This window comes from Sandaracinobacteroides sayramensis (assembly GCF_022014495.1).
In the GTDB taxonomy this organism is placed as follows: Bacteria; Pseudomonadota; Alphaproteobacteria; order Sphingomonadales; family Sphingomonadaceae; genus Sandaracinobacteroides; species Sandaracinobacteroides sayramense.
Map to the genome: position 1 here is coordinate 157098 of NZ_JAKLSQ010000009.1, position 16320 is coordinate 173417.

Sequence of the window (16320 nt, forward strand, 5' to 3'; positions counted from 1 at the left end):
GGAACCATGTACCAGACGAACGAATCGCTATGGACGGACGAGCATCGCATCTTCCGCCAGACCGTGCGCAGCTTCCTGGCGGCGGAGGTCGAGCCGCATATCGACGAGTGGGCCGAGCAGCACGCCGTCCCCCGCGGCTTCTGGCGCAAGGCGGCAGAGGCGGGTCTGCTGGGGGTCGATGTTCCGGAGGAATATGGCGGCCCCGGCGGCGATTTCCTGCACCGCCTGGTGATCGCCGAAGAGATTGGATACAGTCCGGCCGGCGCGGTGATGGCGCCATCGCTGATCGCCGATGGCACCTGCGAGATCCTCTATCGTTCCGCCAATGAGGAACAGCGACGGAAATATCTGCCGGCGATGGTGCGTGGAGAGCTGCTGTTCGGCCTCGCCATCACCGAGCCCGACAGCGGCAGCGATGTTTCCGCCACGCGCACCGTCGCGCAGCGCGAGGGCGACGAATATGTGATCACCGGCGCCAAGACCTATATCTCGCAGGCGTCGGTCGCCGATGCGTTCATGGTGGTGGCGCGAACCGGCGAGGCGCCCGGCGCCAAGGGGCTTTCGATGATCGTGGTGGAGGCCGACCGCCCCGGCTTCCGGCGCGGCCGCGCGCTGAAGAAGATGGGTGTCGTCGCCTCCAACACCGGGGAAATCGCCTTCGACGAGGTGCGCGTGCCCGTTTCGAACCTGCTGGGTGAGGAGGGGCGCGGCATGGCGCTGTGCCTGGGCGGGGTGAATATGGATCGCATCACCTGGCCGCTGATCGCCCACGCCGCCTCGACGCGGGCGCTGGAGGAGACGATCGCCTTCGTGAAGAATCGCAAGGCGTTCGGCCAGACCATCTTCGATTTCCAGAATACCCAGTTCAGGCTGGCCGAGATGAAGACCGAGCTTGCCGTGGGCCGCGCCTTCCTCGACGATGTGATCCGCGATTATCAGGCGAACGGCCAGCTCGACACGCTGAAATGCGCGATGGCCAAGATGTGGCTGCCGGAAATGGAAGCGCGGATCATGGATATGTGCGTGCAGTTGCATGGGGGCGCCGGCTATATGGAAGAGTATCCGATCTCGCGCTTCTACACCGCTGCGCGGCTGCATCGTATCTTCGCCGGCACGGCGGAGATCATGCGCCTGATCGTTTCGCGTTCGCTGTGATGACGGGGATGAGCGGATGAACGTCTCCGAAGCGGTCGCCTCCCGCCGGTCGATACGGCGGTTCCTGCCGCGCCCCGTGGATCGCTGCATCATCGAGCGCGTGCTGGAAAAGGCCCGCTACGCGCCGTCGGGCGGCAATCTGCAACCGTGGAATGCCCATGTCGTGGGCGACGACGCTCTCGCCCGCCTGTGCGATGCTGTCGCCAGGATGATACCGCAGGGGCGCTCGGGTCACAGCCCGGAATATGCCATCTATCCGCCCGAACTGGAGGGTCGCTACGCCGAGAGCCGCCAGCAGGTGGGCGAAGCCATGTACAACGCCCTTGGCGTGCCGCGCGAGGACAAGGCCGGGCGACTGGCGCAGTTCGCGCATAATTACCACGCCTTTGGCGCCCCGCTGCTGATGCTGGTGCACACGCCCCGCTATATGGGGCCGCCACAATGGGCCGACATGGGCATGTGGCTGCAGACGGTGATGCTTCTGCTGCGCGAGGAAGGACTGGACAGTTGCGCGCAGGAGGCATGGGCCGTCTATCAGCAGCAGATTCGCGACCATGTCGCCATTCCCGCCGATCATATCCTCTTTTGCGGCATGTCGATCGGCTATCGCGACGCCGCCGCGCCGGTAAACGGCTTCGAGGGAATGCGCGTCCCGCTCGCGGCCTGCATCACCTTCGCCGGGCTTTAGCGCGGTTTCAGCCCCTGCCGCACCGGCCAGGGCTGAAACCTGCTAAAGTTTGGCGGTCAGTTCCGGCACGACCTGAAACAGATCGCCGACAAGCCCGATATCCGCGACCTGAAAGATCGGCGCATCGGCATCCTTGTTGATGGCGATGATGGTCTTGCTGTCCTTCATGCCGGCGAGATGCTGTATGGCGCCCGAAATGCCCACCGCCAGATAGATTTCGGGCGCGACGATCTTGCCCGTCTGCCCGACCTGATAGTCGTTCGGCACATAGCCGGCATCCACAGCCGCCCGGCTGGCGCCCACGGCAGCGCCCAGCTTGTCGGCGAGCGGGAAGAGATGTTGCGCGAAGGTCTCGCTGTCTTTCAACGCGCGCCCGCCGGCAACGATCATCTTCGCCGATGTCAATTCAGGCCGCTCCTGCCGCACGATAACGGCGGATACGAAGGCCGAAACCCCGCGGTCGCCGGTGGACGCAACAGTCTCGATTGCGGCAGAGCCGCCTTCGCGCGCCGCCTTGTCGAAAGCGGTGCCGCGCACGGTAACGACCTTTTTCGCATCCCTGGAACGCACGGTGGCGACGGCGTTTCCAGCATAGATGGGGCGGGTGAAGCTGCCATCCTCCTCCACCGAAAGAATATCGCTGATCTGCATCACATCCAGCAAGGCCGCGACACGCGGGGCGATGTTCTTGCCATTGCTGGTGGCCGGCGCCACGAAAACATCATGGCCAGCCATCAACTGCACGATCAGCGGTGCTACATTCTCCGCCAGCGCATGTGCATAGGCGACATCATCGGCGACATGCACCTTTTGCACGCCCGCGATCGCGGCGGCCTGCGTAGCGACAGCGCCGACATCATAGCCGACGACCAGCAAATGCACCTCCCCGATCCGGGCCGCAGCCGTCACGGACGAAAGCGTGGCGTCCTTGATGCCGCCATCCTCATGCTCAACCCACAGCAGCGTCTTCATGCGGCTACTCCCAGCGATTTCAGTTTTGCGACTAGCTCATCGACGTCGGCAACCTTCACGCCGGCAACCCGCTTCGCCGGTTCCGTCACCTTCAGCGTTTCCAGCCGGGGCGTCACATCCACCCCGAAATCGGCGACGGCGCGCGTCGCCAGCGGCTTGGACTTCGCCTTCATGATGTTGGGGAGGCTCGCATAACGCGGCTCGTTCAGGCGAAGGTCTGTGGTGACGATGGCCGGCAGGTCCAGCTTCAGCGTTTCCAGCCCGCCATCCACTTCCCTTGTCACGGTCACGCTATCGGCCGCCACCTCCAGCTTCGACGCGAAGGTCGCTTGCGGCAGGTCCAGCAACGCCGCCAGCATCTGGCCGGTCTGGTTGCTGTCGTCGTCGATCGCCTGCTTGCCCAGGATCATCAACCCGGCCTGTTCCTCGGCCTGCACGGCCGCAAGCAGCTTGGCAACCGCCAGCGGCTCCACCTCGGCATCGCTTTCGATCAGTATCGCCCGGTCTGCCCCCATCGCGAGCGCCGTGCGCAAAACCTCCTGCGCCTTCGCGGAACCGATGGAGACCGCGACCACTTCGGTCGCCACGCCCTTTTCCTTCAGCCGCACCGCCTCCTCGACGGCGATCTCATCGAAGGGGTTCATGCTCATTTTCACATTGGCGAGATCCACGCCGGAACCGTCCGCGCGCACGCGCGGCTTCACATTATAGTCGATCACCCGCTTCACGGGCACAAGGATCTTCATATGCTTGTCCTTCGTTCCTGTACGGGCACCGTTGCGCTTGCCAGCGAAGAACCGCAGGCCGGCGTTGCAAAGACATAGCCCAATTGAAATCGGAGGTTTCCCTTGCCCCGCTTTTTGATTTGCTAGATTATGATATGCTTACGATCAATAGGAATTTTACGCAAGGCGAAGTGATATCGATATGGAAGATCGAGTGGGCGACAACCGAGAAGTCGCTGTCATAAGCCAAAGGCACAATCTGCGGGACTATGGCGGCCTGTCCACATCGACGGGCGCGCGCCTCGTATCCGGGCGGCTGTTCCGGTCCGGCGAACTGGATCATTGCCTGCCGGCAGACGAAGACATGTTGCAGCGGCTGCATGTCGGCACGGTGATCGACCTCCGCAGCCCGGTGGAATTTCCCCCATCTCCTCCGCCCTTCCTTTCCGGCTTCAGTGGCAGATTGTTGCGGACGGAGGCGGCGCAAGGCGCCATTCCGCACCTGATGGGGCGGTATGCCGGCCTGGCCAATGCACAGGAAATGGCGGCGGGGATGGCGGATACCTATCGCACCCTGCCCTTCCTTCCCCGTTTCCGCGATGCGCTCCGTCTCTATTTCGAGGGGCTGGCGCAGGAACATGCCGGCTCTCTCGTCCATTGCTTCGCGGGCAAGGATCGCACCGGGCTTTGCGTCGCCCTTTTCCATCGCGCGATGGGCGTGCACGAGGACGACATGATGGCGGACTATCTGCTGACCAACGAGATGGGAGAGGCACGGATGCAATTATGCATCGACGGCATGCTGCCCCGACTGGCATTCGACATTCCGCTGGACCATCTGCGCGTGCTGTTTTCGGTGCAGCCGGCTTATCTTCATGCTGCGCTGGAACAGATAGTGGAACGCCATGGCGACGTTCCCGCCTATCTCCGAGACGTTGGAATCGGCTCCGATACGATCAAGGCCATATCCTTGAACTATCTCCGCTAGGATGAACCTCGGTGGGCGTCCGCTGCCCGTCTACAATGCGCGGCCGATCTGCAGGCGCATGATTTCCGCCGTGCCGGCGAAGATGCGATGCAGCCGCGCAGCCGTGAACAGCCGGGAGACAGGATATTCATCCATATAACCGGCACCGCCATGCAGCTGCACGCACTGGTCGACGATCCGGCCTTCCATTTCCGGCAGCCACAGCTTCGCGATCGTCGCTTCCATCATATCGACCTCTCCCTGCCGGATGAAGGTGCGCAGACAGCGATCGATATAGGCCTGCCCTACCGCAAGCTCCGCCGCCATGTCGGCCAGTCTGAACCGGGTATTCTGGAAATCGAAGACGCTCTGCCCGAACGCCTTGCGATCCTTCACAAACTCTACAGTCAGGTCAAAGGCTCGAGTCGCCGCCGCATGGGAAATGATGCTCCACATCAGCCGGTCGCGGTTCAGGCTTTTCACCAGCACCTTGAAGCCGCCGTTCAGCGGGCCGAACAGATTTTCCGCCGGTACGCGGATATTGTCGAAGAACAGCTCGCCGTTGCTGGAGGCGTGACACCCCATCTTCTTCAGTACCCGGCCGATGCGCAGGCCGGGGGCGTCGCGCTCGATCAGAAAAACGGAAATGCCGCGCGAACCCGCATCCGGGTCGGTCTTGCAGGCGACGAGAAACAGATCGGCGTCGGCGATTCCCGAGATGTAGGTTTTCGCGCCGTTGATCACATAATGGTCGCCATTCCTGACGGCGGTGGTGCGAATGGAGGAGAGGTCGCTACCGGAATCCGGCTCGGTCACGGTGAAGGCCAACAGGCATTCGCCCTTCACCATCTTCGGCAGCCATTGCTTCTTCTGCGCCTCGGTGCCGAAATCCATCAGTTGCTCGCACATCTGGTCTCGCTGGAAGGCAGGACCGATGCTGGCGCTGGAAATGGCATAGCCCATCTCCTGCGTCATCACCACGCGATCGAGGAAGTCACCACCGGGGCCGCCATATTCCTCGGGCACGCCGATGCCCAATATCCCGAGGTCGCCCGCCTTGCGCCAGAAAGAGCGCGGTATGGCATGCGCCTCATCCCAGGCCTCCAGATATGGGTCGGCCTCTGTCTCGAAGAAATGGCGGACGGTCTTGCGGAAGATGCCATGGGATTCGGTGAAGATATCCGGATCGATCGTCAGCGGCACGTCGGCCTTCTCCCCATCTTGTTCGCTTATTGACAATATGCTTGATAACCAGACTGATCGATCTTTGCAAACGGAGAGAGCGGGCATGAACGACAGGGCGGACGAACGGGTGAAGCTGTCGCGCGAAGGCGGCATCGCCACCATCCTGCTGGATCGCGCGGACCGTATGAATGCGATCGACGATGCGATGACCCTGCGGCTGATCGCGATCTTTTCGGCACTGGCCGAGGATCGGGAAACCCGTGCCGTGGTGATTCAGGGCGAGGGGCGGAATTTTTCGACCGGCGGCGATATCGGCAACATCGCGGAATGGCTCTCGCCCGATCCGCAGTCCCGGCACGATCGCTTCACCGCTGCCGTCACCAACCTGTCGAAGCCGCTGGCGCTGGCGCTGGAAAACGTGCCGCAGCCGCTCATCGTCGCTGTGCGCGGGCACGCCATCGGCGTCGCCTTGCAGATCGTCATCATGGCCGATCTGGTCGTCGCATCCGAAAGCGCACGCTTCACCTTGCCGCAACTCGATCTGGCGCACACGCCAGACCATGGCGAAAGCTGGGCTCTGCCACGCAAGATCGGCCTTTCCCGCTCGCTGCAGATGGCGCTGATGGCCGAACGGATCGATGCGGTCACGGCCGAACGCTTCGGGCTGGTGAACTGGGTGGTGCCCGATCCCGAACTGGAGGCGCGGACGACAGCCGTCGCCACCCGCATCGCCGGTAGCCCGGTGGTCGCGACACGGGGCGTCAAGGCCCTGCTGCATGGCGCGACAGGCCTGTCTCTGGCGCAGGCGCTGGACCGTGAGATCGCGATGCTGGGGCAGGTGGTGAAAGAAGCCGATTTCGTCGAAGCGATAACCGCCTTCACGGAAAAGCGTCCCCCGAGCTTCGGGGGACGCTGATCCGCTAGCGCGGCGTCACCCGCACATTCAATTGATACACCCCCCGGAACACCCAGACGGGTAGGAAATCCAGCGCATCGTCCAGCACCTCGATCCGCTTCACCTTGCGCACCAGCGCGCCCAGGAATTCTGTCAGTTGCATCTTGGCCAGATGGTGGCCGAGGCAGAAATGAATACCCGGCGCGAATGTCATGGAGTGGCGGTTATCGCGGGTGAAATCGATCCTGTCGGGGTTCTCGAACAGCGCCGGGTCGCGATTCGCCGTGGCGATCATCACCGCCAGCATGTCGCCCTTGCGGATATGTTCGCCATGGAGTTCGAAATTCTCATACACCAGCCGCGGCTGCCCCCCCACCATCGCGATATGCCGCTGCAATTCGGTGACGATCGCCAGCATCTTGTCCTGATTGGCCTCCAGATAGGCCCAGGCCTCCGGGTCGCGCGCGAGCGCATCGACAGATAGCGTCAGCGTGTTCATCGTAGTGTCATGGCCGGCGACGATGGCGACATGCATCTGCGCGAGTATCTCGTCATAGGAAAGCCGGTCTTCGCCTTCCGAGGCGTGGAGCAGGCCGGTCAGGAAATCCTCCTTCGGCTCTTTGCGCCGCTTATCCAACTCCAAGGCGACGGCCTCGTTCATCTTCTCCAGCGCCAGATTGGCCTTTTCCAGCCGCGCCGGCGTTGGCACCGTCGCTCCCACGCCCTCCATCAGCCAGGTAGCCCAGTCGCGTAGATTGGGAACCATCTCCGGCGGCATGCCAAGCAACTGGAACAGCACGTCCCCCGTCATCGCGCGCGATATGCCCTCGTTGAACTCCAGCTCTCCGGCAGCGATCATCGTATCCACCAGATATTCCGCCCGCGCCTGTGCATAGGGGCGCAGCGCCTCCACGATCTTGCGGTTCAGCGCTTTCATCATCAGCGACCGCAACCGGGCGTGCCGTTCCCCCTCGGTGCTGGTGATCCAGAGGTCGGAATATTTCACGAGCGTCGGGATGCGGGCTTCCCATTCCTCCGGCGGGATCAGGTGGAACACCGGGAACATTCGGCCATCGTTCGTCACCGGGATCCGCCGCTGGAAGGCATCGACCACGTCGGCATGGCGGGTTACCAACCAGCAGCGCGATTTCTCGCTCCAGAAAACCGGCTTGTAATCGCGGATATGGTCCAGATCGTTCAGCATGTCCTGCCCGCGCTTCCGCGGGTCGTTGGTCAGATCAACGTCCGAAAGCTCCTGCACCTGCATGATGTATCTCCCTTTCGATCATGCCACTGCGGTGGTGGCGAACAGCGTCTCGATGGCCGCCTCGTCATGCCCCAGCCCTGCCAGCACCTCTCGGCTGTGCTGCCCCGGCATCGGAGCCGCACGGTCATTGCCCATCGGCGAACGCGACAGGGTGTAGGCGGCACCGATTTCATGGATGCGCCCGAAAGCCGGATGGGTGGTGACGCGCACGGTACCGCGCGCGATCAGCGCCGGGTCGCGCAATATCTCCTGCTCCTTGCCATCGCGGCACGGCTCCAGCCAGATACCGTGCGATTCCAGCCGTTTCGCAAGCTCCGCCACATTGTGTTGCGCTACGGCCCCGGCGATGGCCGCGCACGTCGCCTCTCCGGCGATCTCCAGCGCCTCCCTCAGCGCCCCCTTTGCCCGCTCGCCGCGCGCAACGATGGCTATCCAGCCATCGGCGGCTTCATACAGCGCTTCATAAGGCGAGTAGCCGCGCAGTTCGGAATCCGGTCGGGCCGTTTCCGCAAAACTGCCGTCGGGCCGCTGGACCAGTTCCGAAAGCGTATAGATGCCAGCGTTGCACAGCGGCGATTCCAGAGCGACTCCATTGCCGGTTCGCACACGATGCAGCAGCCCTGCCAGGGTCGCGATAGTGCCCAGCATGCCGCCGGCGATGTCCACCAGGTTGGTGCGGTTCCAGCGCGGCTCGTTGCCAGCGCCGGCCGCCTTGGCCTCATGCCCGGTCCAGGCTTGCATCACCATGTCGAAACCCGCCTTCTGCGCCAGCGGTCCGGTGGTGCCGAATGCCGGCGCCTCCAGCACCACCAGCGACGGGTTCAGCTTCGCCAGGCTGTCCGGATCAATCCCCAGGCGCGCGGATACGCCGGGGCGGAAATTGTTCATCACGATATCCGCCCCCGCGCACAGCCGATGCACCGCATCCAGACCCTCGGCATGCTTCATGTCCAGCGCGATCGCCCGTTTGCCGCGGTTGGCCACAGCGAAGGATTTGAAGATGGAGCGGTTGGGATCGCCCTGCAGCGCTTCCACTTTCACCACATCGGCACCCAGATCGGCCAGCCCCACGCCCGCCAGCGGGCCGGCGACGAATGCCCCGCAATCGACCACGCGCACGCTCGCCAGCGGCGCGCCGCCGCCGGCAAAGGAGCGTGCACCGCCGCTGCCCAATTGGCGCGCGCGAAAGGGCAGCCCCACATGCCGGCTGCCATCGGCCTCGGTCACGATGATGCCGTTGTGGATGATCTGTTCTTCCTGCCAGCAGTCGCCGGGAGCCTGGACCTCTTCCGCCGGTAGTCCGCGCTCCCAGATGCGGGCCAGCAACTCGTCGCAATCCCAGTTCGCCACATGGGAGGCGAGCAGTGCATGGTCTCCGAAAAAGTCGCGGCGGTTGCCGCCGGGCTTCGGCATGCCGCTGTCGCCCGGCAGCACGCTGGGGTCGTCGATCCCGAGCGCCTGATAAAATCCATATTTCGAACCGGCGCCGCCGATGGCCATGTGGATGAAACGATCGTCGCGTGTGCGGAAGATCAGCGGCGCCACCCCGCGCGGGATCACGAAGGCCGCCGCCGGCGTCGGCTTTTCGATTTCGGACCAGTAAGTGCCGATCCACGGCAGCGCGCCCTCGAACAGAGAAGTGGAGACGACCTGCCCCTGCCCCGATCCCTCGCGCTCGAACAGCGCGCCCAATATGCCCGTCACGCCCTGCATCGCGGCACCATAGGTGCCCGGATCGAAGGCGTTGATGATCGGGCGGCCCGGTTCCTGCTCCCACACCAGCCCGCTGCGCACCTGCGCCAGCAATTCGGTGGAGGGACCGGCATATCGCGTACCAGCGGGACCGTCGGCGATATCCAGCACCACCAGGCGGGGATGTCGCGCGGCAATGTCCCCCGCATCGCGCCGACGCGGAACATCGGGGTGATCTTCTCCTCCGATGATGCAGACATCGGCAGCCGCCAGCAGCCTCTCGAGGTCCGCCGCCTCTGCGCGCCGGGAAAGCCCGTGCCAGACGGCATGGGCGGGGTAGATATCCACGAACGGATCTCCGCCCTCCGGCTCAATCCGCGTCACCGCCGCGCCCATTTCCGCCAGCATCTTGGACGCCAGCGCTGGCGCCATGCCCACCCCGAGGTCGACGACGTTCAGCCCCTCAAGCAGACCGTTTGCGTACATTCGGCGTTCCTCCCTCGCCTTTATATTCAGGCGTCTATTTCAGATAGCGGCGGCCCAGCACGTCCTTCATCAGTTCCGTCGCGCCGGCGAAGATGCGCTGCACGCGGGCAGCGGTGAACATGCGACTGATGGGATGGTCGTCCATCCACGCCTGCCCACCCCAAAGCTGCACGCAATTGTCCAGCGTCCGGAACTCCAGTTCGGTCAGCCAGATCTTCGCCATCGAGCTTTCGGCATCGGTGATCGTGTCGTTCGCCACCTTGCGCAGCAGCGAATTGTAAAAGGCACGGCCGACGCGGATTTCGGTTTCCATCTGAGCCAGCACGAAGCGCGTGTTCTGGAAATCGATCAGCCGCTGGCCGAACAGTCTGCGGTTCTGGCAATGCTCCAGCGTCAGCTCAAACGCGCGTTGCGCCGCCCCGATCGACCGGGCCACGATCTGCAGCCTGTCCAGCGCCATGTTCGGCACGAACATCGATGCCGCGCCATTTTCCGGCCCCACGAGGTTGGACAGGGGCACCCGCACATCGTCCAGGAAAAGCTCCCCGGTATCACCGCCCTTGTAGCCCTGGGTGATCATGCGGCGCTGGGTGAAGCCGGGCGTACCCTTTTCCACGATGATCATCGAAAGGCCCTTGGCCTTCAGTTCGGGCGCCGTCTTGCAAAGTACATACACCAGATCGGCCTTGGAGCCATTGGAGATGTAGATCTTGCTGCCGTTGATGACCCATTCGTCTCCATCGCGCACGGCCGTGGTGCGGGCGGCGAAGGCGTCGGATCCGGATTCCGCCTCGGTCATGCCCATGGCCTGTATGCAGTCGCCGGAAAGGATCAGCGGGAAATATTTCCGCCTTTGCGCCTCGGTGCCGAAATCGACGAGGAAGTTGGTGCAGATGTCGGTGCCGATGAACGATCCGGCCGTCGCACCCGATGGCGCATATCCCAGCTCCTCGGCGGCGACCATGATGGAAAAGCGGTTGGCGCCGGGGCCGCCATAGGCCTCGGGGATCGTGGCGCCCAGAATCCCATATTCCGCGGCTTTCTTCCAGATGGCGCGGTCGGTGCCGGACACCTCGAAATCGCGATAGCGCGGCTCCACCTCTCTGTCGAAAAAGGCCCGCACGGAATTGCGGAACATTTCCATTTCCTCGCCATAAGGGCTTTCCTCCGTCTCGAAGTTGCGTGGATCGAGCTTCAGAAACCGGCCACTCATGAAATTCTCCCTCTTTTAATACGCAAGCTAACAATGTGCCGGCGATATATCAACCGCTAAATATTCCCCCTATTGTTATGAAGTGCATCATACTCTAGCGAAATGAAAAGAGGGAGATTCGACGGATGGAACAGGAAGCGCTCGTACGCCAGGTCGAGGAATTCATGCTGACCCGTGTGATCCCGACCGAGCAGGAGCATCACCACCAGTTACAGAGCGCCGCGAATCGATGGACCTACACACCCATCATGCGGCAGCTCCGCGCCGAGGCGAAGGCAAAAGGTCTTTGGCTGTTCCCGCTGCCGGTCGAGCTGGGCGGACGCGGCCTTTCGCTGGTGGAATATGCACCGATCTGCGAGATCATGAACTGGTGCAACCACGGGCCGGAAATTTTCAACTGCTACACCGGGACCATCTCCAACAGCAATTCGATGCATCTTCATGCATCTTCCGAGTTGAAACAACGCTATCTGAAGCCGCTGGTCGAGGGCGACGTCCGGTCGTGCATCTCCATCACCGAGCGCAATGTCCCTTCGTCTGACCCGACCGACCTGAAGTTCGACATCCGGCGCGATGGCGACGACTATGTGCTGAACGGTGTGAAAAGCTGGGCAACGGGCGGCTGCATGGACGAATGCGCCTTCTACCTCGTACTGGGCGCGACCGACATTTCGGCGCCGCGCCATGCCCGCCACTCGATGGTGCTTGTCCCCCGCGAGGCGAAGGGGCTGAGCCTGGGCCGCATCGAGACGGTGATGGGCTATGACGATGCGCCCTTCGGCCATTGCGACCTGATCTTCGAAAATGTGCGCGTGCCGGTCGCCAACCGTATCGGCGACGAAGGCGCCGGCTTCCTGATGATGCAGTCCACGCTGGGCGTCGGCCGCATCCAGCTGGGCATGGGCGCCATCGGAGCCGCAGAACGCGCGATGATGGAAATGTGTTCCTGGGTGGAAAAGCGGATCATCGGCGGGCGTCCGCTGGTCGAAAGGCAGGTGGTGACAGATGCCATCGCCCGCAGCCGGATCGAGATCGATGCCTGCCGGGCCTTCGCCCTGCAGACCGCGCGGCGCATGCAGGAGGATGGAATGAAGGCGGTGCGCGGCGACATCGCGCAGTTGAAGGTGCTGGCCCCTGAAATGGCGCTGAAGGTGCTGGACCGGGCGATGCAGTTCCATGGCGGCGCCGGCCTTTCCTATGATACGCCGTTGCCGGAAATGTGGGCCCACATGCGCACCGTGCGCATTGGCGAAGGCGCCGATGAAGTGCACCGGGAAACCGTCGCCAAGGTGGAGTTGAAGCGGCAGGCCGAATGGCGGGTGGCGAACCGGCAGACATGATGCTTGACGCAATCCTCTCTTTCGGCAATTATAGTTCGCATGCACACTATAATCATATGATCTTTCGAAAGCACCCCGCATGAGCACTGCACCGGATTCGCCGCGACCTGCCTTCGCTTTCATCGCCTTCGATGCTGCCGGACAGCCGCATCTCAAGGCGCAGCGCTGCACCTCTTGCGGCGCCACCTATGCCGACAGCGAGCGTATTGCCTGTGGCCGTTGCGGCGGCCGAGCCAATGTGCTGGAGGCGTTCACCCCGGCGCGCGAAGGCACGCTGCATTCCGCCGTCATCGTGCGGCGCGGCTTTCCGGGCATCGAGGTGCCGTTCGTCTCCGCCGTCGTCGACCTCGATGGCGGCCCGACGCTGAAAGGCACGTTGCGCAACGTGGGCCTCGATCCGGCGGATATCGCCCCCGGCCTGCGCGTGCAGGTGCGCTTCGACGATGCGCTGGGCCGCCGGGACAAAGAGGGCAATGCCTATGTCGCCCACTATTTCGAACCGCTTTCGGCCTGAGGAGCGACCATGAGCGAGGACATCTACATCGTCGGCATCAATATGATCGACTTCGGCCGATACCAGCACCGCACGCCGGCGCAACTGGGCGCACAAGCGGCTCTGGCCGCGCTGGACGAAGCCGATATTACCATCGGCGATGTGCAGGCGGTGTTTTCCGGCAGCAACTACACCACCATGATCGGCCAGCGCGTGCTGCAGCAGATCGGCCAGACGGGCGTACAGATCATCAACCTCGTCAACGCCTGCTCGACCGGCGCTTCCGCGGTACGGATGGCCTATACGGCGATCAAGGCCGGCGAATTCGATACGCTGCTGTGCGTGGGTGTAGAGCAGATGACCGGCCTTGGCATGCTGGGCGGCGCGACCCCCGGCTCTATCCCGACGGAAGGGATATTGGGCTCCGCGACGATGCCGGCGGTGTTCGGCGAATCCGGGGTGGAGTATATGGCACGGACGGGCGCCACGCAGGGCGATTTCGCGCAGGTCGCGGTAAAGAACCATCATCATGCCACGATGAATCCCAAGGCCTTCCTGCGCAAGGAAACCCCGCTGGACATGGTGCTGGAAGCGGAAACCATCGCATGGCCTCTCACCAAGCTGATGTGCTCGGTGAATGTCGACGGCGCGGCGGCGGCGGTGGTGATGTCGGGCGAAAAGGTGCGCCAGCGCGGCCTGATGGACAGGGCGATCCGCATCCGGGGTTCCGCGATGGCATCGGCGCCATGGCAGGAACGCGACCCGATCATGCACGATGTGAACGGCCCGACGCGACTTGCCGCACAAAAGGCCTATGCCATGGCCGAGGTGGAGCCGACGGATATCGACCTGGTGGAACTGCACGACTGTTTCGCCTCGGTCGAACTGCAGCATTACGAGAACCTCGCGCTTTGCGGCGAGGGCGAGGGCGTGGCGTTGATCCGCGACGGCTCTACCGAACTGGGAGGGCGTATCCCTGTCAACGTGTCGGGCGGGCTGCTTTCCAAGGGGCATCCGATCGCCGCGACCGGCATTGCCAACATGTATGAGATCGCGTTGCATCTGCGCGGCCAGGCTGGCGAACGACAGGTGGAGGGCGCGCGGATCGGCATGACGCATGTCGTCGGGCTGGGCACCAGCGCCGCTGTCCACATCCTGGAAAAAGCCTGAGAGTTCAGCCCAGAGAAACGGAACGGACCGGGATTGAGGCCAGCGCCGCAATGCAATCCCGCGCATGCAAAACAGCGCGATTATCGAAAAGTAGAGGGCAGAAAATCGGGCTACAAGGTCGGTCGTTACCTGAATATCTGTCCATTCTAGCGCCCCGTCCACACGGGCGGGCGTCTTTCCATGAAGGCGGCCATACCTTCGGCGAAATCGGTGCTGCCCATAACCGCAGTGCGCAGTTCCCGCTCCACCTGGTCGATCGCCGCCTGCGGCTCCCCCTCTTGCGCCATGCGCACGATCTGCCGCGTTGCCCCCAACGCCAGCGGGGCGCCCTGCAATATGCGCCCGGCCACGTCCTGCGCCACGCGCAGCACCTCGCCAGCGGGCGCCAGTTCCGAAACCAGCCCCAGTTCCCAGGCGCGGGCAGCCGGCAACCTGTCTCCGGTCAACGCCAGCTGCATGGCGATGGAAGGCGGCAGCTTGCGCGCCAGTTGCACCAACCCGCCGCCCAGCGCCGCCGCACCCACCTTCGGCTCCGGCAGGGCAAAGCTTGCGCCTTCGTCGGCAACAATGATGTCGCAGGCCAGCGCGATTTCAAAACCGCCGCCCATGGCCAGCCCATTCACCGCGGCGATCACGGGCTTGGTCAAGGCGCGGTTATGGGTAAGTCCGGCGCCGCCCTCCGGAGGCAGTGGTCGCTGCGTTCCGGCGACATAGGCCGAAATATCGGAGCCAGCGCAAAAAGCCCGACCTGCCCCTGTGAGGATCGCCACGCGAAGTACAGGATCGGCCTGAAACCCGCGGAAGATGGCGGCCATCTGCTCATGGGATTCCGGAATGAGCGCGTTCAGCTTTTCCGGATGGTTCATCGTCACGATCAGTATCGCGCCTTCCTGCCGAAGAGTGCAGAATTCCATGCCTATTGCTCCTGATAGCGGCCTGGAGCACTGCGGGCCGTGATGGCAGGCTGCTGGCCTTGTATGCCGCAGCCTGTCCAGGCGATCACGTCGCCGGCAGCCGCCATCGCCTGTGCGGGTGGCAGGGATGCATCCCATAACCGCGCCTGTATGCGCCGGCCGTTGATGCCATCGGCTTCGTTCGATGCCAGAAAGGCCATCGGCGGCCCCATGATCTCCGGCGCCAACACGGCCTCGCGCGGGATGCCCATCTCGTCCGTCATCCGCGATCCGCACCCACCGCCCGGCACCAGTATATTGGCCGTAACCCCCGTGCCGATCAGATCATTCGCCATGATCGCCGTCTCTGCTTCCAGCCCCGATTTCGAGGCGCCGTACAGCGATGTGCGCAGCATCGTATCCAGGCTGGTGCTATTGGCGACGATCCGCCCCCAGCCGCGTTCCACCATCTGTTTCGCCAACCGGATGGCCAGTAGCATCGGCGCCACCGTGTTCACCGCCAGATAGCGTTCGATCACCGTGCGATCGGATCGCCAGAAACGATAGGGGTTGGTGAGGTAATCCGGCGAAACCTCGTTGATGCCCATGCCGGCGTTGTTCACCAGCACATCGACCTGCCCGAAGCATTGCAGGGCCGCGTCCGCCAGTTCCTCCGCCCCGCCAGCGGGTGCCAGATCGGCGACGATGTAACGCACGTCGCCGGCGCCCAGCTCGCGGCATTCCTCTACAGTTTTGATCAGCGTGTCCTCGCTGCGGGAAGACAGGATCAGCCGGTGCCCCTCCTTTGCCAGCGCATGTGCCATGATCCGGCCAAGCCCTCGACCGCCACCCGTCAGCAGCACGACACGTCCCATCGGCGTTCCTCCTGTCAGATCATGGCATCATGTTCGCCAGCATGATGGAGCGAGATGTCACAGCCGATGGGCGAACAAGAGAAGTTGAAGCAGCGGAAAAGATCATGCCGGCCCGAGCGTGGATGGCGGGTGATGCGCGCCACTCCATGAGCGCGGCAAGGGCAGGATCATCCAACAGCCCATTGCCCGGCGCGAAGCCGCTGCGTTGGACGTTCACCGGCAACGCCTTTGCGGCGGCTTGTGCATAGCCCGCACTATATGGCGACAATCAGACATTTAACCTCCCGAAGAAGCCGGCAGGTCT

The 16320-nt window shown here is 63.4% G+C and carries 16 protein-coding genes; 7 read left to right on the forward strand and 9 right to left on the reverse strand.

Translation table 11 applies throughout. The annotated features are described in order from the left end of the window. Positions 1-6: 6 nt before the first annotated feature. Both L6Q21_RS07990 and L6Q21_RS07995 read left to right on the forward strand, forming a co-directional pair. Entirely contained in the window at positions 7-1155 is a 1149-nt protein-coding gene (locus tag L6Q21_RS07990; RefSeq protein WP_237830215.1) for an acyl-CoA dehydrogenase family protein, read from the forward strand. 16 nt (positions 1156-1171) lie between these two features. After that, entirely contained in the window at positions 1172-1843 is a 672-nt protein-coding gene (locus L6Q21_RS07995) for a nitroreductase (protein WP_237830216.1), read from the forward strand. A 42-nt stretch (positions 1844-1885) separates the two neighbouring features. Here the strand turns inward: L6Q21_RS07995 and L6Q21_RS08000 are convergent, their stop codons facing one another. Continuing rightward, positions 1886-2815, reverse strand: coding sequence for an electron transfer flavoprotein subunit alpha/FixB family protein (locus L6Q21_RS08000; RefSeq protein ID WP_237830217.1), 930 nt, complete (start codon positions 2813-2815; stop codon positions 1886-1888). Continuing rightward, positions 2812-3561: an electron transfer flavoprotein subunit beta/FixA family protein gene (locus tag L6Q21_RS08005; protein WP_237830218.1), complete on the reverse strand. Its 750-nt coding sequence runs from the start codon at positions 3559-3561 to the stop codon at positions 2812-2814. The genes L6Q21_RS08000 and L6Q21_RS08005 overlap by 4 nt, the downstream gene beginning before the upstream one ends. Positions 3562-3754: 193 nt before the next feature. Here L6Q21_RS08005 and L6Q21_RS08010 point away from each other — a divergent pair, with 193 nt between their 5' ends. After that, on the forward strand, positions 3755-4528 hold the full coding sequence (locus tag L6Q21_RS08010; protein WP_237830219.1) for a tyrosine-protein phosphatase: 774 nt from the start codon (positions 3755-3757) through the stop codon (positions 4526-4528). Between the two features lie 30 nt (positions 4529-4558). Here L6Q21_RS08010 and L6Q21_RS08015 read toward each other — a convergent pair whose 3' ends face one another. Continuing rightward, a complete protein-coding gene (locus L6Q21_RS08015) occupies positions 4559-5746 on the reverse strand; it encodes an acyl-CoA dehydrogenase family protein (RefSeq protein ID WP_237830220.1) in 1188 nt (395 codons plus the stop codon). 49 nt (positions 5747-5795) lie between these two features. On the opposite strand from L6Q21_RS08015, the gene L6Q21_RS08020 reads away from it, so the two are divergent. Further along, positions 5796-6608, forward strand: a complete 813-nt coding sequence (locus tag L6Q21_RS08020) for an enoyl-CoA hydratase/isomerase family protein (protein WP_237830221.1) — start codon at positions 5796-5798, stop codon at positions 6606-6608. Between the two features lie 4 nt (positions 6609-6612). On the opposite strand, the gene L6Q21_RS08025 is transcribed toward L6Q21_RS08020, so the two are convergent. From L6Q21_RS08025 to L6Q21_RS08035, 3 genes are read right to left on the reverse strand one after another with little or no spacing between them, the layout of a single operon-like run. Further along, the gene (locus L6Q21_RS08025) at positions 6613-7854 is read right to left on the reverse strand and encodes a cytochrome P450 (protein ID WP_237830222.1); all 1242 of its coding nucleotides are present in this window, start codon (positions 7852-7854) and stop codon (positions 6613-6615) included. A gap of 18 nt (positions 7855-7872) precedes the next feature. Further along, the gene (locus tag L6Q21_RS08030) at positions 7873-10032 is read right to left on the reverse strand and encodes a CoA transferase (RefSeq protein WP_237830223.1); all 2160 of its coding nucleotides are present in this window, start codon (positions 10030-10032) and stop codon (positions 7873-7875) included. A gap of 34 nt (positions 10033-10066) precedes the next feature. Further along, positions 10067-11245: an acyl-CoA dehydrogenase family protein gene (locus L6Q21_RS08035; protein ID WP_237830224.1), complete on the reverse strand. Its 1179-nt coding sequence runs from the start codon at positions 11243-11245 to the stop codon at positions 10067-10069. Between the two features lie 125 nt (positions 11246-11370). On the opposite strand from L6Q21_RS08035, the gene L6Q21_RS08040 reads away from it, so the two are divergent. The 3 genes from L6Q21_RS08040 to L6Q21_RS08050 all read left to right on the forward strand — a co-directional run bounded on the left by L6Q21_RS08040 (position 11371) and on the right by L6Q21_RS08050 (position 14248). Then, positions 11371-12585 (forward strand): acyl-CoA dehydrogenase family protein, encoded by a 1215-nt coding sequence (locus L6Q21_RS08040; protein WP_237830225.1) that lies wholly within the window; start codon positions 11371-11373, stop codon positions 12583-12585. A 79-nt stretch (positions 12586-12664) separates the two neighbouring features. Beyond that, positions 12665-13099, forward strand: coding sequence for a Zn-ribbon domain-containing OB-fold protein (locus tag L6Q21_RS08045; protein WP_237830226.1), 435 nt, complete (start codon positions 12665-12667; stop codon positions 13097-13099). A gap of 9 nt (positions 13100-13108) precedes the next feature. After that, positions 13109-14248: a thiolase family protein gene (locus L6Q21_RS08050; RefSeq protein ID WP_237830227.1), complete on the forward strand. Its 1140-nt coding sequence runs from the start codon at positions 13109-13111 to the stop codon at positions 14246-14248. A gap of 146 nt (positions 14249-14394) precedes the next feature. Here L6Q21_RS08050 and L6Q21_RS08055 read toward each other — a convergent pair whose 3' ends face one another. From L6Q21_RS08055 to L6Q21_RS08065, 3 genes are read right to left on the reverse strand one after another with little or no spacing between them, the layout of a single operon-like run. Then, entirely contained in the window at positions 14395-15162 is a 768-nt protein-coding gene (locus tag L6Q21_RS08055; RefSeq protein WP_237830228.1) for an enoyl-CoA hydratase-related protein, read from the reverse strand. Between the two features lie 2 nt (positions 15163-15164). After that, positions 15165-16016, reverse strand: a complete 852-nt coding sequence (locus L6Q21_RS08060) for an SDR family NAD(P)-dependent oxidoreductase (protein ID WP_237830229.1) — start codon at positions 16014-16016, stop codon at positions 15165-15167. A gap of 19 nt (positions 16017-16035) precedes the next feature. Next, complete coding sequence (locus tag L6Q21_RS08065; RefSeq protein ID WP_237830230.1) at positions 16036-16233, reverse strand: hypothetical protein; 198 nt, start codon at positions 16231-16233, stop codon at positions 16036-16038. Between the last annotated feature and the right edge of the window lie 87 nt (positions 16234-16320).

What these genes read in the sequence shown, in the direction of transcription:
- L6Q21_RS07990 (WP_237830215.1), top strand. Translation starts at nt 7, where the DNA reads ATGTACCAGACGAACGAATCGCTATGGACGGACGAGCATCGCATCTTC.
- L6Q21_RS07995 (WP_237830216.1), top strand. Translation starts at nt 1,172, where the DNA reads ATGAACGTCTCCGAAGCGGTCGCCTCCCGCCGGTCGATACGGCGGTTC.
- L6Q21_RS08000 (WP_237830217.1), bottom strand. Translation starts at nt 2,815, where the DNA reads ATGAAGACGCTGCTGTGGGTTGAGCATGAGGATGGCGGCATCAAGGAC.
- L6Q21_RS08005 (WP_237830218.1), bottom strand. Translation starts at nt 3,561, where the DNA reads ATGAAGATCCTTGTGCCCGTGAAGCGGGTGATCGACTATAATGTGAAG.
- L6Q21_RS08020 (WP_237830221.1), top strand. Translation starts at nt 5,796, where the DNA reads ATGAACGACAGGGCGGACGAACGGGTGAAGCTGTCGCGCGAAGGCGGC.
- L6Q21_RS08025 (WP_237830222.1), bottom strand. Translation starts at nt 7,854, where the DNA reads ATGCAGGTGCAGGAGCTTTCGGACGTTGATCTGACCAACGACCCGCGG.
- L6Q21_RS08030 (WP_237830223.1), bottom strand. Translation starts at nt 10,032, where the DNA reads ATGTACGCAAACGGTCTGCTTGAGGGGCTGAACGTCGTCGACCTCGGG.
- L6Q21_RS08035 (WP_237830224.1), bottom strand. Translation starts at nt 11,245, where the DNA reads ATGAGTGGCCGGTTTCTGAAGCTCGATCCACGCAACTTCGAGACGGAG.
- L6Q21_RS08040 (WP_237830225.1), top strand. Translation starts at nt 11,371, where the DNA reads ATGGAACAGGAAGCGCTCGTACGCCAGGTCGAGGAATTCATGCTGACC.
- L6Q21_RS08045 (WP_237830226.1), top strand. Translation starts at nt 12,665, where the DNA reads ATGAGCACTGCACCGGATTCGCCGCGACCTGCCTTCGCTTTCATCGCC.
- L6Q21_RS08050 (WP_237830227.1), top strand. Translation starts at nt 13,109, where the DNA reads ATGAGCGAGGACATCTACATCGTCGGCATCAATATGATCGACTTCGGC.
- L6Q21_RS08055 (WP_237830228.1), bottom strand. Translation starts at nt 15,162, where the DNA reads ATGGAATTCTGCACTCTTCGGCAGGAAGGCGCGATACTGATCGTGACG.
- L6Q21_RS08060 (WP_237830229.1), bottom strand. Translation starts at nt 16,016, where the DNA reads ATGGGACGTGTCGTGCTGCTGACGGGTGGCGGTCGAGGGCTTGGCCGG.